A 21505-nucleotide genomic window follows, 5' to 3' on the forward strand; every position below is an offset into this window, starting at 1 on the left:
GACATGTTAGCAGAAATGGCAATGTTTATTCAGTTATTAGGCATGGCAACGTTAGCAGCTATTTTGCCAACGATTGGCGTGATGTGTGTGATCTATTTAGCTTACACATACAAGCTTCAAATTTGGTGGTTTATCAAAGGCATCATGCGAGCAACCAGTTGGTTGTTAATTCGTATCACTGACGGCAAGGCAACAGCAGATAAACCGCTGCACTAAATAAATAAACGGTTGACCGTCAACACAGGTTGAGATGTGAAATAAAGATTTTACACGGGTCCATATGCGCATTTTAACCGGTGTGGGCGGTCAACAGAAAGGAAATAACATGGCAGATTATGACATCGGATCAACAGGTGTAGGTAACTTACATCATGGTTTTTCAAAATCAAAAGACTTTGTGAGGTTACCAGTCAATAATGAATCACAACTTAAAAATGGATACGTCACATTAAGCTGTAAAAAAGAAAACTCAATAGCAAAATCACGTAAGCACGACAAAAAAATACATCAAAAGTGGGAAGCTAATTACAAAATTTTTAAGTCATATCGTGATAAGCAACCTGATGCACGAGGTAACGAACTCAAAGAATTGTATAAAAAAGTATCTGAACAAACTGGCATTTCACCGTATACGCTCAAGGGGTTGATGTATGAATACAAGTGGAGAGCAGAAAAAGGAGTGTGAGAAATGAGATTAAAAGAATTGCGCAAAGCTAAGGGAATGCAACAACAAGAAGCAGCCAAAGAACTAAATATACCAGGTTCTACATACTCTCATTATGAACTAAATGAACGTGAGCCACGTATAGATGTACTAATTAAATTAGCTGATTACTTTGATGTATCAGTTGATTACTTAATCGGACACGAAAAAACACCTAATCATGTGGAGTGACTAGGCGTTCGGGTAACTAGGTTAGGAGACATAATTACCCTCTAAGAATAGCACAAGGAGGTACAACATGCCAGAAGATTGGATAGACCCACCAGAAGATGAAATCTGGGGTTACGACTACCAAGATGACGAAATTATCGTGGGTGATGAAATCGTAAAGATTGATGGTGAATATGTGCCACTAGAAAAAGCAGTCGACTACTTAGTCGAGTATGGCGAAAAAGTTGACACGGAGGAAAAATTTAATGATTACACGGAATGAGTTGAACCCAACACCAGAGCTAAACGCAGATTTAGCAAAAATGCAAATGAACATGGTCCAACCGACTAAGACAAAAAACGGACATTTCGGAAAATATGCAGATTTATCTGATATTGATAATGCGGTGAGGTTAGCTATCAAAACTTCAAATGTACCGATTACTTATACTCAATCAATTATTGAGGGCCTTAATGCGAATGGTAAACGTGAAATGCAAGTTGTAACTAATATTATTCATTCATCTGGTGAGTTCATGCAGGTTGAGGGGCTACCAGTTGAAACCGGTTCTACACCGCAACAGACGTTGGCTAACACCACGTATGCACGACGCGGTAGTTTGGCGTCAGCGTTTGGCATTGTCGCAGATGATGACGACGATGGGCAGTCTATTACAGCCTTGAAGCAAGAGCAAATCAGACAAGACCAAATGCGTAAAGCAATCATAGCTAAGCTCAAAGAAGTATTGAAAAATGCTCCCAAAGAAAAAGTACCGCAAATATTTGCCACGGCGGGTATGACTGAAAAAAATAATAACACTAGTGATCTAGATAAATTATCAGCTGATAAGGCATCTGTATTGGCTGGAGCAACGATATTCGCAATTAATGACGCAGGTATTCAGTAATGGAACTTTGGGGACGAATTACAGCGATTAAAGGTAATCAAATAGCGGTCACGCTTGAAAGCCGTGAAGAGCTGGCAAGCTTGTCCCTGTTTACTACCGAAGACCAACCACAGGTTGTGGTTAATGTACAAGATGAACGACATTTGAGCAATGTTCAACGCAAAAAGGCTTATGCGATTATTGGTGAAATTGCTAGGTGGTCAGGCTATGTGCCAGAGGAATGTAAGGAATGGTTGAAATACTACTTCACTGCTGAAACTGGGACACCATATTTCAGTTTTGCTAATGCTGATATGACAACTGCAAGAGAATTTATCACATTCTTACTTGATTATGCAATTAGAAACCACATACCAATGCAACATAGCGGGCTAACTTATCAGGATGATTTGGATATGTATATGTACCAATCATTGAAATATCGGTCATGTGTGATTTGTGGCAAGCACGCTGATGTTCATCACGTAGATGGTGTGGGAATGGGCAATGACCGTAATTTAGTCGATCATCGGCAAAAGCATCTCATTGCTTTATGTCGTGAACATCATCAAGAGGCACACAAACTAGGTTGGCTAACATTCAAAGAAAAATACCACATTAAGGGAATTTTGTTAGATCCACAAACATTAAATCAGCTAGGCATCATGACCTACAAACGAATGGAGGAAATAGATGATAAACAACGTCACACTAACTGGCAGACTAACTAAAGATATGGAGTTGAAATATACCACGTCAGGTACAGCCGTAGCCAGTGCAACAGTAGCAGTTGAACGTTCATTTACTGACGGTAATGGTGAACGAGGTAGTGACTTTATTAACTTTGTTATTTGGCGTAAGGCGGCTGAAAATATGGCAAAAATGACCGCTAAAGGTTCATTGATTGGACTGGAAGGACGTTTGCAAACACGTAGCTATGATAACCAGCAAGGGCAAAAAGTATTCGTTACCGAAGTAGTTGTTAATAATTTCTCGTTATTAGAAAGCAAGGAAGTGACTGACCAACGTAAGCAAGGTGGGGTTAGTCAACCACAGCAAAATAACTTTAATCAACAGCCACAGCGACAAAACAATTTCAACCAACAGCAAGCACCACAAGGAAACTTCAATCAACAACGCCAACAACCACAACAAAATAATTTTGGTGGATCACAGGGATATGGCAACGGCAATAACTTTGAAGACCAATTGCCGTTCTAGGAGGTTGAAAATGAGTGATAAACGATATTTTTGGTTAAAGCTTCCAGAAAATTTTTTTAGCAGAAAAGAAATAAAAGCCTTGCGCAGAATTGCAGGAGGCGACACTTACACAGTGATTTATTTAAAGATGTTGCTCAAAAGTTTACAAACTGATGGCAAATTATACTTTGAAGGTGTTTCAAGTAATTTCATTGAAGAAATTGCATTAGATATTGACGAAGAATATGAAAATGTTCAAGTGACTGTAAATTATCTGCATAACAAAGGTCTTCTTGTTGATAGTGGTACAGATGAAGTTGAATTAGTATCTATGAAAAACATGGTTGGTTCTGAAAGCTCATCTACTGAACGCAAGCGCCGACAACGTGAAAGAGAACGTCAATTAGTTAGTTCAAAAACTAACAACCGTGACAATGTCACACCTAAGTCACGGTTGGGTCACGTAGAGAAAGAGATAGAGATAGATAAAGAGTTAGATATAGAGACAGAGAGAGAACAAGAGACAGAAAACAATCAGTCGTCTGTCGTCACTCCTGCCAAAACGCAACTTTTAAATTCATTACAGGATAATGGCATTTTTATCAGCCCTAATTCAGTCGCATTTGATAATTTGATAGCATTTCATGAACAAGATGGCATGGAAATAGGAGTTTTACTAAAAGCTATTGGAGTAGCAAGTGCAGCAGGTAAAAACAGCGTTAGTTATATCAACGGTATTTTAAATAATAAATTGTCTAAAAACATTCTGACGTTGGAACAATATGAGAAAGACGAAAAAAATTGGCAGGACAACCAGTCTAATCGACAAGCAGAAAGCGATTTAACCCCTGAGCAAGCTAAATGGTTAGCTGACCGCCAAAGAAAGCGTGAGCAACATGCCACTAGCTGAAAATTGGGTGCGCCAATTAAAAAAACGTGGTCTTGAACCTATTCATTTAACGCCTGAACAACGAGTAGAAAAAGAAAAACAGGAAGCTGCTATGTTTACGCAACAATGGCAGAAACAAGACCGTACGAAATATATTAAAGCAAGTCTATGGGGTGAGGAAAAGGCACGGTCATTTAAATTTAGTGACTGGTTGCCTGAAAAACAAGCTAACGAACAACGAGCAAAAGAAGTTGGCAATCAAGCCTATCGCATTATGCGTCAACTGGCAGTAGAACCATTTAATGTCTTTTTGAATGGTGAAGCAGGCACAGGTAAAACTTCATTAGCTTTGGCGATTATGGACGGATTAAGTGATAAGTGTACGAATATGTTTGTGTCTGTGATTGAATGGCGGGACATGACGTATCAATCATTTCATGATGAAAAATTGCAACAACAGCTAGCAGTTGTTGAGAAATATATGCGAGAAGTTGATGTGCTGATCCTTGATGATTTTGGTAAAGATACGCAAAGGGAAGCCAAAGAAAAAATGGCTGGCATGTTATTTAGACTAGCAGATGCTAGAAAAGGTAAAACAACGATTATCACATCTAATGATAATGAGTTAGCTTTAACAAAAAAATACGATATGGCAACGTTGTCTAGGCTAATTCCTAGCAACCCAAACCATGTCATTGATATGACCGACATGGCAGATGTTAGGGAGGTGTAATGGTGGACGAAGAACCAAAATATGAACTACACGCCCATGTTCTGAATGAAGATAGATATTGGGGTGCATTTCCGTTGAAACAGGTTGCATACCAACAAGAATATTTAGCAAGTGTTTATGGCATGAAGCTCAGTGATTTTAAGATTGTGCGGGTAGCTTAATGGCAAAGTTAATCATTCCACTAACTGCATTTATTTTGCCAATGAAAAAGCAAGGCAAGATGCGGTTAGTCAAAATGACCTTAAACAATTGGATTATGATCCATGGTATGCGTGCTGGGCGAATGATTGCCAACAAACGCAAGCATCAAATTCAAGCGAAAATCATGCCACTAGTTGACCAAGCAATGGTCGATGGACTAGCTCCGATTGGAGCAAAGACTAAATTTAAGTTTGACTGGTACTTGCCAGACAGACGCACGGACTTAGACAACTGGACGTTTACGCATAAGTTTATTTTTGACGCCTTTCAGGCAAGTTCAGTCCGTGGACAGGTATTTATGCCAAACGACAATTTAAACTTCGTGGTGGCGACGTATGACGATTTTAGAGGCATTGATAAAGATAACCCCCGAGTCGAAATAAATTGGGAGAACTAACAACAAACAGCCGAGGGTGGAAAGACTGCGAGCCCGTATGAAGATGAAAAATATTGTGAAAATAAGTTTAATAAGCATTTTAGCAATCGCTCTCATGACAGGCGGAACATTGTTAATTAAATCGGTAGTGGATGCCTATAAGCAACCGCACGTCAGGTCAGGCGAGATAACTAATCTGTATGTTAAAAACAAAAGCGATGATAGCGATTTCTTTATTGTGTTAAACAATGACGAAGTCATCAAAAATGATGATAGCTTTCTATTTGGTAAGTTCAATAGTGCTGATATTCAAGCCAAATTATCTGTAGGCGACAAGGTAAAAATAAAAACAGCTGGCTTTAGAAATAACCTATTTAGTCAGTATGAAAATTTAGTGTCTGTTAAGAAAGTAGGCAATAAATGATGACGAAGATGAAACAGCTGAATGAATTCGCTCAAAGCCGTGGCTATCGTGACTGGATCGAATTTAAAGCGTATGAGGAACCTGAAACAGTGCGAGAGGCACGAAAGATGATTGAGAGGGGCTACTAATGACAGCTAAAGCATATATCGTGGCTAACGAGCAACAAGAGCGTGAAGTATTGGAAAAATTTGAGAATAAAGGTTTGTTATGGCGGGGTAGACGTGAAAAGCCAACATATTATACACCAAGAAAAGAAATTAGTGGATTTGAATTTCCGTATGCCTTAATCAATAGAGAAGAACTTATTACGTACTCTCATCTACTCCTTTTAGATGATGAGATTGAAATTGCATTTGACGGACGAAAGGAAGAGCAGATGAGTGATAAATATGTGGTGTCACAGGAATTTATGAATGAGTTGGAAGAATGGCGAAAAAACAATAATTTAATCAATAACTTTGTTGGCTATGTAGACCTTGGAAATGTTCCAGCAGTAGTTGCAGAGTGGTGGAAAGCAGATATGGTTAATACGCTCCAAACAAACAACCGCCTAATCGCAATCATTCGTTGGGTAAACGGCGAAGATGTATTCGAAGTAGAGAAGCCTAAGAAGTGGGTCGTGCGGAGTAAAGAGTTAAATGTGAATGGCGACCGTCACTATGGAGTTGTAGCTCATTTTGGTAATTTAGCCGAGATAAATTACTTTGCCTACGATATTGAAAATGCCACTAAATTCAAAACCAAAGAAGAAGCCGAGAGTTGGGCTAATTCTCATCAGGAAGTGATTGAGGTGGAAGAGTAATGATATATGACGCTGTAAAGCACCCTAAGCACTATTTGTTGAGTGACGGTACAGAAGTTAAAGATCACATCAACAGCATCGTAGGGGACATGCTAGGACGGTCAGCGTGGAAAGCAGCTAACGTAATCAAGTATGTGGCACGAGCGGATAAGAAGAATGGCTTAGAAGATTTAAAGAAATGTCGGGAATACGTGGATATGTTAATTGCGGATAAGGAGACAGCGAATGATACCAAAGTACATCGTGTTTAATACGAACAAAAAACCAGCCGAAGTGGTCGCAACTGGAAACGATTTATACGAGTTGTTAAGTGCTTATCACGGTAAGGCGTATCAGATTATGAAAGTTAAATCATTGAGTGATCGGGAGGAATGGTAATGCAATATGAAAATGTAGGACTAGATGAAAAAGGTGTTATTGAATCAACCTTAGGTCTTGAACAAAATGATGACGGTACTTTCACTGTTCAGGCTAAACAATTTTTTTCACGTAAGAACGATAAAGTTGTTGAAATGAGATTTACCAAGAACGGTATGAACGCACTCATAGGAACATGGCGAGCTGCAGTTGAACTTTCGAAGGATGATTAATGATTTTAGATGAGCAAAAAGTTGTTGATGATTTAAAGCAGCAAACAAATGAAGCGTTAGATAAGTTGATGGAGGGAATGGTAAATGGCAACAACATTTAAGGATGCACAAAATTTATTATTGGAACAAGATTTAGATGATGAATTAGCACCATTAGTTATCTATGAGATGAGTGTTTTAAAGGATACTTATGCACCAACTATTGAGATGACTGAAATGCAAATGAAACAGATGATGTCATTTAAAGAGGTTAATGCAGGATTTAGCACGTTCATGTACAAGCAAGGATTAGGTCATGTACCAGCTTTCAGCGAGTTCATTACAACAAAACGTGAAGATGAATTAATGACGGCATGGTTGCACCCAGAAACGATTGAGATGGTGGAGTAAATGGCACGTAAGTAACTAGCTGGATATTATTATTGGGTAGAAATAAGAGACCAATATTTAAATGTAATATGAATTCGATAAAAATTCACAAAAAAGACACAAAAAAATCATGTACAAGATTTATTGAAAGATGTAAACTTATGAAGTTTTGTGTGAAAAATTTGAAAATATATAGAATTTAGGAGATATATAATTGTTATGTTTGTAGAAAAGAGTATTTGGTCACGAGGACGTAAAATTGCACTAGCTATTGTTATTGCATTAACAGTAGGGGCTTTTGGTATTAAAGCTGGAGCTGATAATAACTGGCTAGGGTCAGCGTCTCTAGCACAAGTTCGTGCAACTATTGACCAATTGACAAACAAAAATACACAACTATTTGATAAATATCAACAAGCTAGTCAAGATTTGCAGAACAATCAATCAACTGTTAATGATTTGAATAACCAAGTTAGCAGCTTGAAGCAACAATTAGATGCTAAACAAACAGAATTAAATAATACTGTTGCTACAATGAGCGCAGATAAGCAACAAGCGCTTGCTGACAAGCAAAAAGAAATTGATGCAAAGATTCAAGAAATTAATCAAAAGATTGCAGAAGGTGACCAAAAGGTTGCTGAAAAGCAAAAGGAAGTTGATGCATTGAATGCTAAATTACAAGATGCGGCTGCAAATGATGAACAATTGCAAAAGGCATTAGCTGATGCTAACGCAACAAAAGATTATGCACAAAAAGCATTAGACAGTTCAAAGTAAACATTAAAGTTGTTAGTCGTCACATTATATATGTGGCGACTTTTTTTGTGTATAAAACGCTGTTACATGCTGATGTATAGCGGTTTTTTAATATAATTGTAGTTATTTCTATTATTATAAATGGTATAATATAAATAACAATATATCATTGGGAGGACAGAAACTTGGTGCTATTAGATACGGATAAGCGAGAATTAAATAAACGTGCAACGATTGCTAATGTGCGTGAGTTCTTTGAAAAAGAATGGCCAACTATTCGTGCTCAAGCTCGTGTTAGTTGGGCTGGCACTAAGTCTCCTGTCATTAGTGGTATGCCAAGAGCTAGTATGGTGGATAATGCTAATGATGATAAGTTTTCAGCGCATGCACAAGCAACTAAATGGGTTGATGGTGTGATCCAAGCGTGCCAAGGCATGACCCAACCGCATAGACATTTCTTAGAGTTGCGTTATTTTAAAGATATGGAATGGTTGGATATTGAAGCATTGACTGACTATTCTACGAGACGTGGCGAGCAAATCATCAATGAAGCATTTGTGATGTTTGCATATGGGTTTATTGATATATATGATTTTCGAGTATGGCACTGATTTAGTTCAGCGCTTTTCTTTTCATGCTAAAATAATATTAAGTAAAATAATGGGGGATTAAATAATGACGGCAAAGGTAGTATCTTTTATTAATATGAAGGGTGGTGTTGGTAAAACAACATTGCTATTTGAAATGGCTCATCTGATAGCAAAAAAATTTAGGCATAAAGATGGTAGTAAATTTAAAATTCTTTTAATTGATACGGATCCACAGGCTAATTTAACGCAGAATGAACAAGATAGATATATTAAAATAAATAAAATTGAAGATAACGTAAATGAAACTGATCATAAAGAAACAGGTATATTCGGAACTAAGTCAATTCAAAGATTATTTGATTCAGATATGGCTAGTGTGGAACAGACAGAAAAGGATGAAGTAATATTTAAAATAGATGAGTGCATTGATCTTATTCCGGGAGAATTAGAAACAATATTTCTTGAAAGAAGTCAATCTGGAAAGGGGGCACTTTTAAGAAATTTTATCTTGGATAATGATTTAAAATCACAATATGATTTAATTCTCATTGATTGTCCACCTACGTACTCTTTATATACTGAGCTTTCTATGCTTATTTCTGATTATTATTTAATTCCTACAATTCCAGATGCATATTCAATTTTAGGTATAGATTTACTAAATGAAGTTGTTGAAGATTTAAAAAGAGTTCATAGACATTCAATTTTTGAAGAAACTTCCCCACAATTACTTGGTATTATAATCAATAAGGTAAAAGAAGGAGATAAAAAGTCGTCAGCTTGGGTGGAAACAGTGCGGCAATCATACGGTGTAGGTGAGGTTTTTTCTACTCAGGTACCGATAAGATCTAAACTTTCTAAAGCAACTCTAGATGTTGCACTAGTAGATACACATGCACAAGCTGTTATTAGTATTTTGTTATGTGTTTGTCAAGAATTTCTTGAAAGGTTATCTATTTTTTATGAGGAAAAAATAAATGAATAATAAATTGTTTTATAAAAATTTTTTTAATAATAGTATAAACAAAAAAGAAGATGTGTTAAGACGTGAATCTTACAGTTTTTTAGTTTGTGTCATTTTAGATAAAGAAATATTCAAAAAAAATAAAGACTTACATATAGTTCTTGATAAACTAAACTTAAGAACGCCATTAAAAAGTTATTTATTTGCTAGTAGAACTCAATTAATTGCCAGGCTAGTTCGTGAATTTTCAACAATGGATGATATCCATATTCGTAAAAATATACAGTATTTTGCAGAATACCTTGATTTAAATGAAATTAACAAACCTCAAAAAGATGAAATTAATCAAAAAAATATTGAAAAAAATTTAGAAATAATAAATAGATATAGAAGAAATAGACATGACAAGTAAAACAGATTACGACACATTTGTGAAACAATTAACAACGAAGTTTAATTTTTTAAAAAGTAGTAATTTTGAAGAAAAAAATAGATTCCTATTCGAAAAGCAGAATGATTTATTTGTACTATCGCAAATCTTGTATCGTTTAGATTCAGAAATAACTCCGCTATCAGTCTTGGAACAAGAACTTTCGCAATTTGTATCGAGACATGCAATTTTTTGTTATTTAGGTGACGAATATTTAAATCAAACTTTGAGTAGAGCGATAATAGAATCTATATATAGAATTATTATTTCAAAATATTATCCATTAAGACAAGAAAGAAGGATTAGAAGTGATAACAGAAGTCAAATGTCTCGAGATATAAATGAAAAAATAGCAGAAGATTCTTGTAAAGAGTGGTTGCCTATACTTAATAATCTATATGGTAAATATTCAACTGGGTTACATAATGCAATTTTAACTGAGAAAGAAATTTGGCAAAAATTGAATTCATTTGGTAATTTGCCAAAAAGCATAGATAATGAAATTGAAGATTTCAAAAAAATTTTTATGTGCTTATTAAAATTATATTTTTCTAAAGAAATTAGTGGTGATAGAAAACTTGTCGACTCTTCAGTTTTGATATATGCCAATAATCATTTATCTTTAAATGCTTACAATAATTTTTTGGAAGAGTGTAGTTAATAACGTTTCCAGAACTATTTCGGATAAGATGCAGATAAGTTTCTAATATCATGCGAGCAACTTTCGGGTAAACGGTCGTAATATAGTAGTATCGAATAATTAATAAATAACAGCAAGCGTGGCGGAATGGGTAGACGCAGTAAATACCAGTGTTGAATAAGCACAGACCAGTATCTATTAAGTGTTAGGTGCAAATCCTAACCGCTTGCATAATTCATATAAAATACTAATTTTATAATGCTGATTAATGTTTTAGAAGCATTTGCTACTTGGACATTGTAATTATTTTCTTTGATAATATAATTATGATACTAGGGGGTTTTGTATGAGAGAATTTACAAAAGAAGATAAGGCTTTTTTATGCCGTTTAATAGATGCTTATAACGATGAACAAATAAAAACAGTGCTAGTAATGGGGTTTGACGATGATGATAAGTTCATGATTTCATTAATTTCGGCACTAAAAGCAAAGAAAAATGCTAAGGTTCAACTTAGAGTTAACCTTTTAGATCATACAAAAGAGTTAGTTCAAAGAGCGTTTGATCAGTACTCAAGAAATACAAAGGTTGTTTTTAACACCAAAAAGCCGTTCAATATTTTTGGTCACAAAATCCTAGTCGATCAGTGGCGGCGTAATAGTAGTTTTCCAATTTATAATGATATTTCAATTTATTATCCAGTTCAATCGGTTATAGATGATGGTAGTTCAAATGATTTTAAAAAATTTTTTGAAGCCTTGTCTAATGATCATTCTAAACTTAGAATATTAGTTACTACGAACGATGTAACAAAAGGTTACTTAAAACTTGATTTGTTAAGCGGAGTAGTTGATAAAATTATGGTGTTAGATTCATCAAAAAAATTTCCGGAACAATATAGTATAATTTTGAACAATTTAAATGAAGATAGGATTTACTACGAGAATTTTGAATCAGATAATTAATTTAAAACATACGATTATATACACGTAATCCGTATAGGTTATTCCAAATAAGGGGTAACCTTTTTATTTTGCACTGAAAAGGAGGTAAACATGAACCTATATAAGATTAGCCAAAGCAGAAACAATAACTGGGACACATATGATAGTGCAGTTGTTGTAGCAGAAACAGCAGAAGAAGCACGTAAGATCGTGCCTGATTTCGAAAACGATGGTCATGGTGAGTATGACAATTTAAGAGATTGGGTAGAGCCTAAGTACGTCAAAATTGAACTAATTGGAACGGCTAGTGATGAATATGTAGAAAAGTTACAAGGCAGATTGATTGTTGTGTCTAGTTACAATGCGGGGTAATGATATGAAGATTGGATTCTTAAATTTATTAACGATTATATTTGTTGGTTGCAAATTATTTAGCGTGATTGATTGGAGTTGGTGGTTGGTATTTTCACCAACAATATTAAACGTGCTGTTGTTTCCTTTGTGGATATTTATTGCGGCGTTTGGAGCTTATTTGAAAGATGAGTAGCCAATGGTATCGCCGATTAGAAGATCAGATTATCGGCACGATTGATAATAAGAAAAAGAAAGCTGATGAAGCGCAAAAGAAAAAGCGAGGTGGGTGATATGTGATGAAATTGACGGAGAAACAGAAGCGCTTTGCGGATGAATATATCAAGTCAGGTAATGCTAAAGAAGCAGCGATTAAAGCTGGATATAGTAAGAAGACAGCGAAAGTTGCAGGATATGAGAACCTTACTAAACCTTACCTGAAAAATTACATAGATGAGCGCATGCGGACCATTGAAAATAACCGTATTATGAGCGCCAAAGAAGCCGTTGAGTTCCTAACTAGCGTAGTTAGAGGTGATGTCAAAGAAACGGTCGTTATAGGCACGCCAATGGGCGCTGAAGAGGTTGAGAAAGAGCCTGATGTCAAAACACGGATAAGTGCAGTTAAAGAGCTATTGAAACGCTATCCAGACAATGACAAGGTCATGGAACAACAATTGCGGAAGCTAACCGCTGAAGCTGATATTGCGGAAAAGAAAGTTGAATTACTTAATGGTGGTAATGGTGACATCACAATCAATATTGAGCCATTTGAGGAGGACATCTAATGACAATAGTTGATTGGAAACTTCCTGAAATGGTAAGTAATGCATATGCCCCATTGTTCAACAGTAAGATGCGTTATATAGCTTATAAGGGTAGCCGTGGTAGCGGTAAAAGTGAGGCAACAGCAACTAAAGTTATTTATGATATTGTTACGCAACGCTATGTTAATTGGTTGGTGCTAAGACGATATGCAAATACTAATCGGCAAAGCACATTTACTTTGTTGCAAAAAGTTGCTAATCGTATGGGTGTTGGTAATCTATTTCAATTTAATGGATCGTTGCCTGAAATAACTTATAAGCCGACAGGGCAAAAGATATTGTTTCGTGGTGCTGATAAACCACTATCAATCACATCAATTTCCGTTGAAACAGGTAATTTATGCAGGTTGTGGGTTGAAGAAAGCTATCAACTAGAATTAGAAGAAACGTTTGATACTGTTGATGAGTCAATGCGTGGGGTTATTAATGACCCTAATGGCTATTATCAAACCGTATTAACTTTTAACCCATGGAATGAACATCACTGGCTTAAGAAGCGTTTCTTTGATGAAAAGACTAGAGTGGCTAATTCATTATCACTTACAACGACGTACAAAGATAACCCATTCTTAGACCAAGATTACGTCAATCGTTTATTAGAAATGACGAAGCGCAACCCAAGGCGTGCTAGAGTAGCTGTTTATGGTGACTGGGGGATTGCTGAAGGGCTTATTTATGAAAATACGGTTGTTGAGCAATTTGATATTAAAGAAGTAATTAAGGGCGCTCATGTGGTGCGTGGCATGGACTGGGGATTTGGTCCTGACCCAACGGCATTTATTGAAATGGCAGTGAATACTAAGACTAAAGATGTTTACATATTCAATGAGATGTACAAGCAACACATGCTAACCAATGACGTTTTAAAGTGGCTGCTAAACAATGGTTATCAACGCGCTGAAATTAGAGCTGATTATGCTAGTGGTGGTGATCGTATGATACAGGAGTTGCGTAATAAAGGTATATCGCATATGACTAAAGCTCGTAAATATGAAATCTCATTCGGTGTTACTTATTTACAGGACTTTAAGATACATGTATTGCCTAAGTGTAAATACACGATTAAAGAATTGAACGCTTATGTTTATGATAAAAACAAGCAAGGCGAATGGATTAGTAAGCCGGTTGATAAGGATAATCATTTAATGGACTCAATGAGATATGCAGTTGAACCACTAATTATGACACGCAAGAGTACAACAGACCGAATGGAAGCATTTAAGCAGTTAGGACTAGGGAGGTGAGAAAGTAAATGAATGAGTTTTTAAACAGCACCAGATTTAATCAATACGCAAATGACGTGTTCAAAATGTCGGCTGATGAATTTGAAAGCATTGATGATTTAAGCGGACAACATTTCACTGACCGATTACATGATTTTATTAATACGTTTTTACGTAATCAATTACCACGCTTACAAGAGCTTAAACGCTATTATTTAGCCGATAACAACATCAAGCGGCGTGAAACTGGTCGAGATAAGAATAGAGCTGATAATCGCATTGCTAGTGATTGGGCAAAGTATATTACCGTATTCATGCAAGGCTACATGCTGGGTAACCCTATCCAATACAATAGTGATGATAAACTACTGGAAAAGATTGAAGATTTTTCAAAGCAAAACGGGGCTGACTATCATGACGGACTGATTGAAACAGATTTAAGTATTTATGGTCGAGCTTATGAGCTAGTTTACACGGACAGCGACGCACAGGAACGTATCACGAAATTAGCGCCAGAACAAACCTTTGTGGTATATGATGATACGATTGCTGAAAATTCATTGTTCGGTGTTCGCTTCTACCAGATTAAATACAGTGAAACTGAAACCAATAGCTTTGTTGAAGTATACACAGCGAATAATGTTTACTACTTTAAATCAGAAACGAATTCATACGATAATATGAGGCTGATTAATGTTTCTGAACATATGTTCAATGGCGTACCAATTAATGAGTATAAGAACAACGAGGAACGCTTAGGCGACTTTGAGAGTGTGTTAGACGGTATTGATGCATATGATTTGTCACAATCAGAATTAGCTAACTTCCAACAGGATATGAACGATGCCTATTTGGTAATTAAAGGTAACCCAGCCACTGGAACGGCAGAACCTGAATATATGACTGATGAGAACGGTGAAGTTAAGTTAGATCAATACGATAACCCAATTCCAAATGACAATTCATCAAGCGATGTCATGAATAAGATGTTAAAGGCACGCTTATTGGTATTGGATAATAATAGCGACCCTGATGGTGTTAACCCTGACGCTTATTATTTGACTAAGTCATATGATACGACTGGCGCAGAAGCTTATAAGAAACGTTTGGTTGATGACATCTTAAGGTTTACATTCACACCTGATACGAATGACCAGAACTTTGCTGGTACACAATCGGGTGAATCAATGAAGTATAAGTTAATGGGTAATGACAACTTACGTAAGACAAAGGAACGACTGCTAACTCGTGGAATTATGCGTAGATTACGATTGCTAGGGAACGTTTGGAGCATCAAGAATAGTGTTGCCACAATTGGCAAACAAGAAGGCTTGTATGACCGTATTAATGATGTGCAAGTGCAGTTCACACCAAACATTCCACAGAACGACGAAGAGCGTATCTCACAGCTTAAAGAGTTGTACGGCATTATTAGTGATGAGACGTTATTTAATCTATTAGAGACGTTTACAGGCATTGACGCAGAGACTGAAATGCAACGCTTAGCTGATGAAAAGGCAAAAGCAGCAGATGAATTTGCAGAACAACAAAATGCTTACCCTGATTTAAAGTCTGATGATGGTGGCGACGATGAAGAGTAATGATTATTGGACTAAGCGCACACAAGAAATTATGGCGCAACTCGATAAGGACGACCCAGCATTAACTAACGCAGTGTTAGCTGAATATAAGCAAGCCGCAGAAGAAATCGATAAGAAGATATACAACTTCTATGACAAATACGCTAAAGATAACAAATTGAGTTATCAGGAAGCGATGAAACGTGTCAGAGCAGTTGATATGCGGGACTATGTGAAGCGTGCTAATGCTTATCGCAAGGCAAATAAAAAGAACCCAGAGTTACTTAAGCGCTTGAATGCACAGTACATGTCATCAAAGATTACTCGATTAGAATTGCTGAAGTTAGAGATTGAATTTAGTATATTGCAAGCTAGTAATGAACAGGTTGGCTCATTTACCGATTATTTGAAGAATGAGAGTGCTTATGTTTATGGTGCATTAGTTGCAGGCAATGCAATTAAAACGCTGAATAATCGTGAAATTGAAACCATTCTTAATATGGAATGGAGCGGGGCTAACTATTCATCTAGAATTTGGCGCAACAATGATGTATTAGCTAACAAATTGAAAGATGAATTAGTTAAGGCAGCCATTAACGGCAATAACCCAGTAGTTACGGCTAGACGATTGCGAAAGATATTTGATAGTACCAAAGTCAATACAGAGCGTTTAGTAAGAACTGAAAGCACGTATGTGGCTAACGCAACCACTGCTAAACGATATGAAGAAATGGGTGTTGAGGAGTACGAGTTCACTGCAGTTATGGATAGGCGAACATCTACTATTTGTCGAGAGATGAATGGCGAGACGTTTAAGCTTAAAGATTTCCAACCAGGAACGAATGCACCAGCGATGCACCCTAATTGTCGAAGCACGATAGTTCCTTCAACCAAAGATTTAACGAAGTACAACAAGTATTTAGATCCAGATATGGTGGATGATTTAGCAGATTAAGCACTTACATTAAGTTGTTGGTGCTTTTATTTTGACCCGAACACGTCAATAAACTATTCAAATAACAAAGCGTATATGGGCTGTTGTCGTGTCGTGTGTGGGGAAACGTACATGGGGCGTTAATTGGCAATAAGCGTATATGGACTAAAAGGAGTATTTAACATGGCAGAAGAAAACAAAGATGTTGAACAAAATCAAGAGCAACAATCCAAAGAGCCAGAAGGTAAAACTTACACGCAAAGTGAGTTAGATTCATTGCTTGATAAGCATGCTGCTAAGGCTTTGGAAACTGCAAAGCAAAAGTGGGATGAAGAAAAGCAAGCAGAGATTTCTAAGGCTGAACAACTGGCTAAGATGTCGGCTGCTGAACGTAAAGCTGAAGAAGATAAGGCTAAGCAAGAAGCCATGGATAAGCGTGAAAAAGAACTCAATATGAAAGAGTATCGTTATGAGGCACGCCACCAACTGGAAGATAACGGTTTGCCTGTTGATTTTGTTGACATGGTTATGTCAGATGATGCTGAAACAACTAAAAACAATATCGCTGCTTTGAAAACACAATTCGACAAAGCAGTAGAAGCAAGTGTTACTGAAAAAATGAAAGGGAATACGCCTAAAGCGGGAGTTACTGCGGAAGGAAACTCATTGAAAGATGCATTAGGACTATAAAAAGGAGACACATAAGTTATGGCAATTAATTACATTACAAAAGATAATGGTCTGTTTGACCAAAAGATTAATCAAGGGCTATTGACAGCTGCATTGGGAGTGCCTGATGTGCAATTGGTTAATGGTGGACGTTCATTTACATTGACGACACTATCAACATCAGGATTGAAGCCACATACTCGTAACAAGGGATTTAACGCTGGATCAGCAGAGAACGAAAAGAAAGTCTACACCATGGGTCAAGACCGTGACATTGAGTTCTATGTTGATACACAAGATGTTGATGAAACTAACCAAGATTTGGCAGTTGGTAATATCTCAAAGGTGTTCATTCAAGAGCATGTGCAACCAGAAATTGATGCTTACCGTTTCTCAACGTTGGCAAAGGGTGCAGGACACTCAACTACTGAAACATTGACGGTTGATAATGTTTACACGCAATTAAAGGCTGCGTTGCTACCAGTACGTAAGTTTGGTGCACAAAATATCATTGGTTTTGTATCATCAGAAGTAATGGACTTTTTGGAGCGTTCAAAGGAGTTCACACGTTCAATTACTAATCAAAATGTAGGACAAACTGCATTAGAATCTCGTGTAACATCAATTGACGGTGTGCAATTAGTAGAAGTTTGGGATGATACACGTTTCAAGTCTGATTATGATTTTTCTGATGGTTATGTACCTGCAGAAGATGCAGCAGACATCAACTTCATCCTAGTTGCTAAGCAAGCTGTTATTCCTGTAGTTAAGGAGAATGCAATCTTCTTATTTGCGCCAGGACAACACACTCAAGGTGATGGCTACCTATATCAAAACCGTTTGTATCACGACTTGTTTATCAAGGAACAACAAAAAGATGGCGTGTCAGTGTCTTTAAAGGGGTAGTCGTGCCAGAGGTTGACAGTATTGACACGACTGCCACTATGGCAACTATCAATTTAAAGTAGAAAGGAGGTAACATGGCTCAAACATTTGATTTATACAAAGATGGCAAGGTTGAACAAACTGGTGTTGAGGCACCTATCAAAATTACTGGTTTAACCCCTAACACGCAATACGATAACTATGCGTTAGCTTTTGAAGGTAGACCTGATAAGACACCATTGTCATTTAAAACAGCGGTACAGGCTGTTACTGGTGTATCACTAGATAAAAGTACATTAGCACTTGAAACCGGTGCCACAGCTACTATTAAAGCGACTGTTGCTCCAGCTGACGCAACTGACAAGGCGTTCACATTCAGTTCAGCTGATACATCGATTGCGACTGTTGACAACAACGGTAAGATTACCGCAGTTAAAGCTGGAACGGTTGATATCACAGTTAAGACACACGACGGTGGTAAGACCGCAAAGGTTACGGTTACAATTACCGATCCAGCATAGACAACAGCTTATATCTGTTCGAATGGGGTGAAAAGCCCATTAGGAGATGCATATGGATGATTTAATGAAAATTAAGTTGTTGTTGCTGATTGAAGATGATAAACAAGACAAGTTGTTGGCGCTGATTAAGGAAGAAACCGAATCACGTTTGCTTAGCTATATGAACCAAGACGGTGGTGTGTTGAAAAACGTACCTGCTGATTTATCGTGGATAGTTCGTGAGCTTGTTGTACGCCGATATAATCGTATTGGTGATGAGGGTAAAAAGTCATCAACTGAAAGTGACGTAACAGCAACGTGGGACACTGACGACTTAGCCGAGTACATTATCTATTTAGATAAGCACCGCAAAAAGATTGGTGGCAATGGTGTAGCGAGGTTTTACTAATGAGATACAATGATCGCGTTAAAATCGTTACAACAACTGAAGATGATGATTGGGGTGATACGACATCTGAAACATCTGATTGGTTAGCATGTCGCATTACTGGTCTATCAACGCAAATGAACATGAATGTGTTTGGTAAATACACTTCTAATGCGCTTGCTGTGCATTTTAAAAACAAAGTGTCAAAAGTGGATTATGTGTTGCTTGATGACGTTAAACGCAAGCCACAAGCTGTTTTACAGGCACGTAAGAATACTGTTGTCATAGTTGAGGCGGTGTAATTATGGGTAAAGGTATTACGATTAAATTTGACGGGTTAGATGATTTATTGAAACGGATTGAAGCACAACCTGCCAAAGTTAAATCAGAAGCTGGCGATATTATTCAAAACACAGCATTGCGTGTTGAAAAACGTGCTAAAGCAAGTGCGCCAGAAGATACTGGCTACTTGAAACAACATATCGCAGCAGAAAAAACAGGTGAGTTAAGTGCTGATGTCACATCATTAGCTGAATATTCGATTTACAACGAATTTGGTACACGAAAAATGGTAGCGCATCCTTATATGAGACCTGCGCTTAATCAGGAACAACCGTTCATTTATCAGAAGCTAGACAACTTAATAAAGAAAGGGTTGCTATGAGCCCAATGATGAGCCTAATTACAACAATTAGGGACAATTTAAAAGTCACTGGTATTCCGATTAAATCAAGGTTGCCAGATGAAACAGTGCCAGAGCCGTTTATCGTAATTGGCACACATTTTGAAGATGATAGCCAATCAGGTAAAACGGGTAAGGTTACAACGACAGAGTTACAGATTGATCTATTCTATGCTATCGACAATCGAGCAGCACTAGAAGATGCAATCTATGAAATAAAAAGATTAATTTATAACAGTACACAACAAATCACACGAGTAACATCAAACACCATTACCGAAGATTCGATAGGTAGAGATGTATTCCATGTGATTTTTTTAGTGTCCGCATATTTATAGGAGAATTGAAATATGGCATATGTAGATAACGGTGTTGAAACAGTAACAGCTAAGCCAACATTAGCAAAGAGTATTTGGTACTTCATTCAATCAATTGATGCGCCAGTTGGTAGTAAGGCCATATTACCAGCATGGCAAACAGAAGGAGAGACCGATTATGGCGGTGACTCAATTGACGAGCAAACAAAGTTTGGGCGTATTGTTATGCCATCAACAAATGAAGACTCAATCGAATTGACAACTTATGTTGCCCCAGGTGACAAATCAGTAGACATTATTAAGGACGCTAAGCACAACGGTAAGTCAGTTAAGGTTTGGCGTGTGGTTGCTGATAAGCGTTACGCAACTGATGAAAAGGACGGTGAAGACACACATCAAGTCTTCCCGGCTGAATTTGGGTATGGAACAGTTGATGAGTTAGATATGTCTGATGGAGATGATTTGGTTGAAGCAAATTACACTTTGAACATTACAGGTAAGTTAGTAGATGGTACATTCCCATTGACTGATGAACAACTAGCAACACTTGAAGAAGTAGCTAAGTTTGAGCGCCCTGGTGAGACAACTGGTGAACCTGGAGCGAGTAAATAAACCGAGTATCAAATCAATAACAACAGACGCCCACACGGCGCAAATTAACGTTGAATAACAGGGCTTTTGCCCGCATACATAAAGGAGTTTAGCAATGCAAGTAACGATTAATGGCAAGATGAGTGAATTAAAGTTCAATTTTAAGGCGCTATTTAAGGCAAATAGTGAATTTAGTTCTGTTGAGAATGGCGTTAACCAAGGAAATGGTGCAGTGATGTTATTCTTACGTTTGATTGATAATGATGTCACGGTTATTCCGGACATTATCAAGGTGGCTAGTAACTTTGGTAAAACAGCCAATGAAGATAAATTGTTTGAAGCGGTTGATGAAATCACAGATGGTGGTGGAAAGATTGATGAAATTTTAACAGAGTTGAAAGATGAGTTGAAGCAAAGCGGTTTTTTCATGAAAACAATCAAGTCTTACAAGAACAAAATCGAGGACAACTTACCAGTGATGGAAGAGAAAGCCAAGACGGACGAAACGGTAGCCGACAACCTACCAATCATCAAGGCTATGTTGAAGTCATTGAACGACAATCTTTAATTGAAACCTGCGCCCGTTTTGGTATCTATGATATTGATTGGGCGCTTTCTTTATACAAGTGGGAATTAGACTCTGTGTTGAAAGGCATTCAAGCAGGTTACATTGACGAACGAGAACGTTTAGCAGTGTTGGCCAACAGTATCGCGTATTTTTCTAATGCTAAGAAACCTAAATTCAAAAAGGTATTCGATCGTGCCAAAGAAGAACGTTTACTTGAAGAAGCTTATGCAGATGGTAATACCCAAAACAAACAAACCGTTAATGAGAAGCGTGTTGAACTATATGGAAAGCTCGTTGCTGCATTCGGAGAAAGGAGTTAAAT

The 21505-nt window shown here is 37.2% G+C and carries 39 protein-coding genes; all 39 read left to right on the top strand.

The features are described 5' to 3' along the window. Positions 1–3 precede the first annotated feature (3 nt). Positions 4–216, top strand: a complete 213-nt coding sequence (locus QRX23_RS02025; protein WP_330155767.1) for a hypothetical protein — start codon at positions 4–6, stop codon at positions 214–216. Between the two features lie 64 nt (positions 217–280). Beyond that, positions 281–685, top strand: coding sequence for a hypothetical protein (locus QRX23_RS02030; protein WP_330155768.1), 405 nt, complete (start codon positions 281–283; stop codon positions 683–685). A 3-nt stretch (positions 686–688) separates the two neighbouring features. Then, positions 689–895: a helix-turn-helix domain-containing protein gene (locus QRX23_RS02035; RefSeq protein WP_330155769.1), complete on the top strand. Its 207-nt coding sequence runs from the start codon at positions 689–691 to the stop codon at positions 893–895. Positions 896–962: 67 nt separating this feature from the next. Beyond that, positions 963–1157, top strand: a complete 195-nt coding sequence (locus tag QRX23_RS02040) for a hypothetical protein (RefSeq protein ID WP_277375515.1) — start codon at positions 963–965, stop codon at positions 1155–1157. Then, a complete protein-coding gene (locus QRX23_RS02045; protein WP_150191260.1) occupies positions 1141–1782 on the top strand; it encodes an ERF family protein in 642 nt (213 codons plus the stop codon). The genes QRX23_RS02040 and QRX23_RS02045 overlap by 17 nt, the downstream gene beginning before the upstream one ends. Next, positions 1782–2492 carry a putative HNHc nuclease gene (locus QRX23_RS02050; RefSeq protein ID WP_330155770.1) on the top strand — a complete coding sequence of 237 codons (711 nt, stop codon included), beginning with the start codon at positions 1782–1784 and terminating at the stop codon, positions 2490–2492. The genes QRX23_RS02045 and QRX23_RS02050 overlap by 1 nt, the downstream gene beginning before the upstream one ends. Further along, positions 2455–2982, top strand: a complete 528-nt coding sequence (gene ssb, locus QRX23_RS02055) for a single-stranded DNA-binding protein (RefSeq protein WP_131473413.1) — start codon at positions 2455–2457, stop codon at positions 2980–2982. Before QRX23_RS02050 ends, ssb begins: the two co-directional genes overlap by 38 nt. Positions 2983–2992: 10 nt before the next feature. Continuing rightward, complete coding sequence (locus QRX23_RS02060; protein WP_330155771.1) at positions 2993–3871, top strand: phage replisome organizer N-terminal domain-containing protein; 879 nt, start codon at positions 2993–2995, stop codon at positions 3869–3871. After that, positions 3858–4583, top strand: coding sequence for an ATP-binding protein (locus QRX23_RS02065; RefSeq protein ID WP_164223985.1), 726 nt, complete (start codon positions 3858–3860; stop codon positions 4581–4583). Before QRX23_RS02060 ends, QRX23_RS02065 begins: the two co-directional genes overlap by 14 nt. Continuing rightward, positions 4583–4744 (top strand): hypothetical protein, encoded by a 162-nt coding sequence (locus tag QRX23_RS02070; RefSeq protein ID WP_330155772.1) that lies wholly within the window; start codon positions 4583–4585, stop codon positions 4742–4744. Before QRX23_RS02065 ends, QRX23_RS02070 begins: the two co-directional genes overlap by 1 nt. Next, positions 4744–5181 (top strand): dTDP-glucose pyrophosphorylase, encoded by a 438-nt coding sequence (locus tag QRX23_RS02075; RefSeq protein ID WP_277380235.1) that lies wholly within the window; start codon positions 4744–4746, stop codon positions 5179–5181. The genes QRX23_RS02070 and QRX23_RS02075 overlap by 1 nt, the downstream gene beginning before the upstream one ends. A 37-nt stretch (positions 5182–5218) precedes the next feature. Continuing rightward, positions 5219–5584, top strand: coding sequence for a DUF1523 family protein (locus QRX23_RS02080; protein WP_330155773.1), 366 nt, complete (start codon positions 5219–5221; stop codon positions 5582–5584). Positions 5585–5711: 127 nt separating this feature from the next. Continuing rightward, entirely contained in the window at positions 5712–6386 is a 675-nt protein-coding gene (locus tag QRX23_RS02085; protein ID WP_330155774.1) for a hypothetical protein, read from the top strand. Continuing rightward, on the top strand, positions 6386–6637 hold the full coding sequence (locus QRX23_RS02090; protein WP_330155775.1) for a DUF3310 domain-containing protein: 252 nt from the start codon (positions 6386–6388) through the stop codon (positions 6635–6637). Before QRX23_RS02085 ends, QRX23_RS02090 begins: the two co-directional genes overlap by 1 nt. Then, a complete protein-coding gene (locus tag QRX23_RS02095; RefSeq protein ID WP_330155776.1) occupies positions 6612–6764 on the top strand; it encodes a hypothetical protein in 153 nt (50 codons plus the stop codon). Before QRX23_RS02090 ends, QRX23_RS02095 begins: the two co-directional genes overlap by 26 nt. Then, on the top strand, positions 6764–6976 hold the full coding sequence (locus QRX23_RS02100; RefSeq protein WP_330155777.1) for a hypothetical protein: 213 nt from the start codon (positions 6764–6766) through the stop codon (positions 6974–6976). Before QRX23_RS02095 ends, QRX23_RS02100 begins: the two co-directional genes overlap by 1 nt. Before the next feature lie 84 nt (positions 6977–7060). Next, positions 7061–7366 (top strand): hypothetical protein, encoded by a 306-nt coding sequence (locus tag QRX23_RS02105; protein WP_330155778.1) that lies wholly within the window; start codon positions 7061–7063, stop codon positions 7364–7366. A 198-nt stretch (positions 7367–7564) separates the two neighbouring features. Then, on the top strand, positions 7565–8122 hold the full coding sequence (locus tag QRX23_RS02110) for a hypothetical protein (RefSeq protein ID WP_330155779.1): 558 nt from the start codon (positions 7565–7567) through the stop codon (positions 8120–8122). A 167-nt stretch (positions 8123–8289) separates the two neighbouring features. After that, positions 8290–8712 carry an ArpU family transcriptional regulator gene (locus tag QRX23_RS02115; RefSeq protein WP_330156117.1) on the top strand — a complete coding sequence of 141 codons (423 nt, stop codon included), beginning with the start codon at positions 8290–8292 and terminating at the stop codon, positions 8710–8712. A 64-nt stretch (positions 8713–8776) separates the two neighbouring features. Further along, entirely contained in the window at positions 8777–9676 is a 900-nt protein-coding gene (locus QRX23_RS02120; protein ID WP_330155780.1) for a ParA family protein, read from the top strand. Beyond that, on the top strand, positions 9669–10067 hold the full coding sequence (locus QRX23_RS02125; RefSeq protein ID WP_330155781.1) for a hypothetical protein: 399 nt from the start codon (positions 9669–9671) through the stop codon (positions 10065–10067). The genes QRX23_RS02120 and QRX23_RS02125 overlap by 8 nt, the downstream gene beginning before the upstream one ends. After that, the gene (locus QRX23_RS02130; RefSeq protein ID WP_330155782.1) at positions 10057–10746 is read left to right on the top strand and encodes a hypothetical protein; all 690 of its coding nucleotides are present in this window, start codon (positions 10057–10059) and stop codon (positions 10744–10746) included. The genes QRX23_RS02125 and QRX23_RS02130 overlap by 11 nt, the downstream gene beginning before the upstream one ends. Before the next feature lie 325 nt (positions 10747–11071). Beyond that, on the top strand, positions 11072–11689 hold the full coding sequence (locus tag QRX23_RS02135) for a hypothetical protein (protein ID WP_330155783.1): 618 nt from the start codon (positions 11072–11074) through the stop codon (positions 11687–11689). A 90-nt stretch (positions 11690–11779) separates the two neighbouring features. Then, positions 11780–12040 carry a hypothetical protein gene (locus QRX23_RS02140; protein ID WP_330155784.1) on the top strand — a complete coding sequence of 87 codons (261 nt, stop codon included), beginning with the start codon at positions 11780–11782 and terminating at the stop codon, positions 12038–12040. Between the two features lie 4 nt (positions 12041–12044). After that, positions 12045–12215, top strand: coding sequence for a hypothetical protein (locus QRX23_RS02145; protein WP_330155785.1), 171 nt, complete (start codon positions 12045–12047; stop codon positions 12213–12215). Between the two features lie 103 nt (positions 12216–12318). After that, positions 12319–12807 carry a terminase small subunit gene (locus QRX23_RS02150; protein WP_330155786.1) on the top strand — a complete coding sequence of 163 codons (489 nt, stop codon included), beginning with the start codon at positions 12319–12321 and terminating at the stop codon, positions 12805–12807. Beyond that, positions 12807–14090 carry a PBSX family phage terminase large subunit gene (locus tag QRX23_RS02155; protein WP_330155787.1) on the top strand — a complete coding sequence of 428 codons (1284 nt, stop codon included), beginning with the start codon at positions 12807–12809 and terminating at the stop codon, positions 14088–14090. Before QRX23_RS02150 ends, QRX23_RS02155 begins: the two co-directional genes overlap by 1 nt. Before the next feature lie 8 nt (positions 14091–14098). Continuing rightward, the gene (locus QRX23_RS02160) at positions 14099–15670 is read left to right on the top strand and encodes a phage portal protein (protein ID WP_330155788.1); all 1572 of its coding nucleotides are present in this window, start codon (positions 14099–14101) and stop codon (positions 15668–15670) included. Next, positions 15660–16604, top strand: coding sequence for a minor capsid protein (locus QRX23_RS02165; protein WP_330155789.1), 945 nt, complete (start codon positions 15660–15662; stop codon positions 16602–16604). The genes QRX23_RS02160 and QRX23_RS02165 overlap by 11 nt, the downstream gene beginning before the upstream one ends. 162 nt (positions 16605–16766) lie before the next feature. Continuing rightward, complete coding sequence (locus tag QRX23_RS02170; RefSeq protein ID WP_330155790.1) at positions 16767–17273, top strand: DUF4355 domain-containing protein; 507 nt, start codon at positions 16767–16769, stop codon at positions 17271–17273. 18 nt (positions 17274–17291) lie between these two features. Further along, positions 17292–18158 (top strand): hypothetical protein, encoded by an 867-nt coding sequence (locus QRX23_RS02175; RefSeq protein ID WP_330155791.1) that lies wholly within the window; start codon positions 17292–17294, stop codon positions 18156–18158. A 74-nt stretch (positions 18159–18232) separates the two neighbouring features. Further along, positions 18233–18658 carry an Ig-like domain-containing protein gene (locus QRX23_RS02180; RefSeq protein ID WP_330155792.1) on the top strand — a complete coding sequence of 142 codons (426 nt, stop codon included), beginning with the start codon at positions 18233–18235 and terminating at the stop codon, positions 18656–18658. A gap of 52 nt (positions 18659–18710) precedes the next feature. Further along, entirely contained in the window at positions 18711–19046 is a 336-nt protein-coding gene (locus QRX23_RS02185) for a phage head-tail connector protein (protein ID WP_330155793.1), read from the top strand. Further along, on the top strand, positions 19046–19327 hold the full coding sequence (locus tag QRX23_RS02190) for a hypothetical protein (RefSeq protein WP_330155794.1): 282 nt from the start codon (positions 19046–19048) through the stop codon (positions 19325–19327). Before QRX23_RS02185 ends, QRX23_RS02190 begins: the two co-directional genes overlap by 1 nt. A gap of 2 nt (positions 19328–19329) precedes the next feature. Beyond that, positions 19330–19689 carry an HK97-gp10 family putative phage morphogenesis protein gene (locus QRX23_RS02195; protein ID WP_330155795.1) on the top strand — a complete coding sequence of 120 codons (360 nt, stop codon included), beginning with the start codon at positions 19330–19332 and terminating at the stop codon, positions 19687–19689. A 5-nt stretch (positions 19690–19694) separates the two neighbouring features. Further along, on the top strand, positions 19695–20045 hold the full coding sequence (locus tag QRX23_RS02200) for a hypothetical protein (RefSeq protein ID WP_330155796.1): 351 nt from the start codon (positions 19695–19697) through the stop codon (positions 20043–20045). Between the two features lie 12 nt (positions 20046–20057). Continuing rightward, a complete protein-coding gene (locus QRX23_RS02205; RefSeq protein WP_330155797.1) occupies positions 20058–20636 on the top strand; it encodes a phage major tail protein, TP901-1 family in 579 nt (192 codons plus the stop codon). Between the two features lie 94 nt (positions 20637–20730). Further along, entirely contained in the window at positions 20731–21183 is a 453-nt protein-coding gene (locus tag QRX23_RS02210) for a tail assembly chaperone (protein ID WP_330155798.1), read from the top strand. A gap of 74 nt (positions 21184–21257) precedes the next feature. Further along, positions 21258–21503: a hypothetical protein gene (locus QRX23_RS02215; protein ID WP_330155799.1), complete on the top strand. Its 246-nt coding sequence runs from the start codon at positions 21258–21260 to the stop codon at positions 21501–21503. Positions 21504–21505 lie beyond the last annotated feature (2 nt).

This window comes from Weissella paramesenteroides (assembly GCF_036327715.1).
Taxonomy (GTDB): Bacteria; Bacillota; Bacilli; order Lactobacillales; family Lactobacillaceae; genus Weissella; species Weissella paramesenteroides.

Coding starts and splice junctions, on each gene's coding strand:
- QRX23_RS02185 (WP_330155793.1), top strand. CDS start 18,711: ATGGATGATTTAATGAAAATTAAGTTGTTGTTGCTGATTGAAGATGAT.
- QRX23_RS02150 (WP_330155786.1), top strand. CDS start 12,319: ATGAAATTGACGGAGAAACAGAAGCGCTTTGCGGATGAATATATCAAG.
- QRX23_RS02180 (WP_330155792.1), top strand. CDS start 18,233: ATGGCTCAAACATTTGATTTATACAAAGATGGCAAGGTTGAACAAACT.
- QRX23_RS02110 (WP_330155779.1), top strand. CDS start 7,565: ATGTTTGTAGAAAAGAGTATTTGGTCACGAGGACGTAAAATTGCACTA.
- QRX23_RS02135 (WP_330155783.1), top strand. CDS start 11,072: ATGAGAGAATTTACAAAAGAAGATAAGGCTTTTTTATGCCGTTTAATA.
- QRX23_RS02195 (WP_330155795.1), top strand. CDS start 19,330: ATGGGTAAAGGTATTACGATTAAATTTGACGGGTTAGATGATTTATTG.
- QRX23_RS02045 (WP_150191260.1), top strand. CDS start 1,141: ATGATTACACGGAATGAGTTGAACCCAACACCAGAGCTAAACGCAGAT.
- QRX23_RS02120 (WP_330155780.1), top strand. CDS start 8,777: ATGACGGCAAAGGTAGTATCTTTTATTAATATGAAGGGTGGTGTTGGT.
- QRX23_RS02165 (WP_330155789.1), top strand. CDS start 15,660: ATGAAGAGTAATGATTATTGGACTAAGCGCACACAAGAAATTATGGCG.
- QRX23_RS02060 (WP_330155771.1), top strand. CDS start 2,993: ATGAGTGATAAACGATATTTTTGGTTAAAGCTTCCAGAAAATTTTTTT.
- ssb (WP_131473413.1), top strand. CDS start 2,455: ATGATAAACAACGTCACACTAACTGGCAGACTAACTAAAGATATGGAG.
- QRX23_RS02175 (WP_330155791.1), top strand. CDS start 17,292: ATGGCAATTAATTACATTACAAAAGATAATGGTCTGTTTGACCAAAAG.
- QRX23_RS02050 (WP_330155770.1), top strand. CDS start 1,782: ATGGAACTTTGGGGACGAATTACAGCGATTAAAGGTAATCAAATAGCG.
- QRX23_RS02145 (WP_330155785.1), top strand. CDS start 12,045: ATGAAGATTGGATTCTTAAATTTATTAACGATTATATTTGTTGGTTGC.
- QRX23_RS02210 (WP_330155798.1), top strand. CDS start 20,731: ATGCAAGTAACGATTAATGGCAAGATGAGTGAATTAAAGTTCAATTTT.
- QRX23_RS02170 (WP_330155790.1), top strand. CDS start 16,767: ATGGCAGAAGAAAACAAAGATGTTGAACAAAATCAAGAGCAACAATCC.
- QRX23_RS02075 (WP_277380235.1), top strand. CDS start 4,744: ATGGCAAAGTTAATCATTCCACTAACTGCATTTATTTTGCCAATGAAA.
- QRX23_RS02140 (WP_330155784.1), top strand. CDS start 11,780: ATGAACCTATATAAGATTAGCCAAAGCAGAAACAATAACTGGGACACA.
- QRX23_RS02155 (WP_330155787.1), top strand. CDS start 12,807: ATGACAATAGTTGATTGGAAACTTCCTGAAATGGTAAGTAATGCATAT.
- QRX23_RS02035 (WP_330155769.1), top strand. CDS start 689: ATGAGATTAAAAGAATTGCGCAAAGCTAAGGGAATGCAACAACAAGAA.
- QRX23_RS02085 (WP_330155774.1), top strand. CDS start 5,712: ATGACAGCTAAAGCATATATCGTGGCTAACGAGCAACAAGAGCGTGAA.
- QRX23_RS02160 (WP_330155788.1), top strand. CDS start 14,099: ATGAATGAGTTTTTAAACAGCACCAGATTTAATCAATACGCAAATGAC.
- QRX23_RS02080 (WP_330155773.1), top strand. CDS start 5,219: ATGAAGATGAAAAATATTGTGAAAATAAGTTTAATAAGCATTTTAGCA.
- QRX23_RS02130 (WP_330155782.1), top strand. CDS start 10,057: ATGACAAGTAAAACAGATTACGACACATTTGTGAAACAATTAACAACG.
- QRX23_RS02205 (WP_330155797.1), top strand. CDS start 20,058: ATGGCATATGTAGATAACGGTGTTGAAACAGTAACAGCTAAGCCAACA.
- QRX23_RS02095 (WP_330155776.1), top strand. CDS start 6,612: ATGATACCAAAGTACATCGTGTTTAATACGAACAAAAAACCAGCCGAA.
- QRX23_RS02105 (WP_330155778.1), top strand. CDS start 7,061: ATGGCAACAACATTTAAGGATGCACAAAATTTATTATTGGAACAAGAT.
- QRX23_RS02090 (WP_330155775.1), top strand. CDS start 6,386: ATGATATATGACGCTGTAAAGCACCCTAAGCACTATTTGTTGAGTGAC.
- QRX23_RS02065 (WP_164223985.1), top strand. CDS start 3,858: ATGCCACTAGCTGAAAATTGGGTGCGCCAATTAAAAAAACGTGGTCTT.
- QRX23_RS02070 (WP_330155772.1), top strand. CDS start 4,583: ATGGTGGACGAAGAACCAAAATATGAACTACACGCCCATGTTCTGAAT.
- QRX23_RS02100 (WP_330155777.1), top strand. CDS start 6,764: ATGCAATATGAAAATGTAGGACTAGATGAAAAAGGTGTTATTGAATCA.
- QRX23_RS02125 (WP_330155781.1), top strand. CDS start 9,669: ATGAATAATAAATTGTTTTATAAAAATTTTTTTAATAATAGTATAAAC.
- QRX23_RS02025 (WP_330155767.1), top strand. CDS start 4: ATGTTAGCAGAAATGGCAATGTTTATTCAGTTATTAGGCATGGCAACG.
- QRX23_RS02200 (WP_330155796.1), top strand. CDS start 19,695: ATGATGAGCCTAATTACAACAATTAGGGACAATTTAAAAGTCACTGGT.
- QRX23_RS02190 (WP_330155794.1), top strand. CDS start 19,046: ATGAGATACAATGATCGCGTTAAAATCGTTACAACAACTGAAGATGAT.
- QRX23_RS02040 (WP_277375515.1), top strand. CDS start 963: ATGCCAGAAGATTGGATAGACCCACCAGAAGATGAAATCTGGGGTTAC.
- QRX23_RS02030 (WP_330155768.1), top strand. CDS start 281: ATGCGCATTTTAACCGGTGTGGGCGGTCAACAGAAAGGAAATAACATG.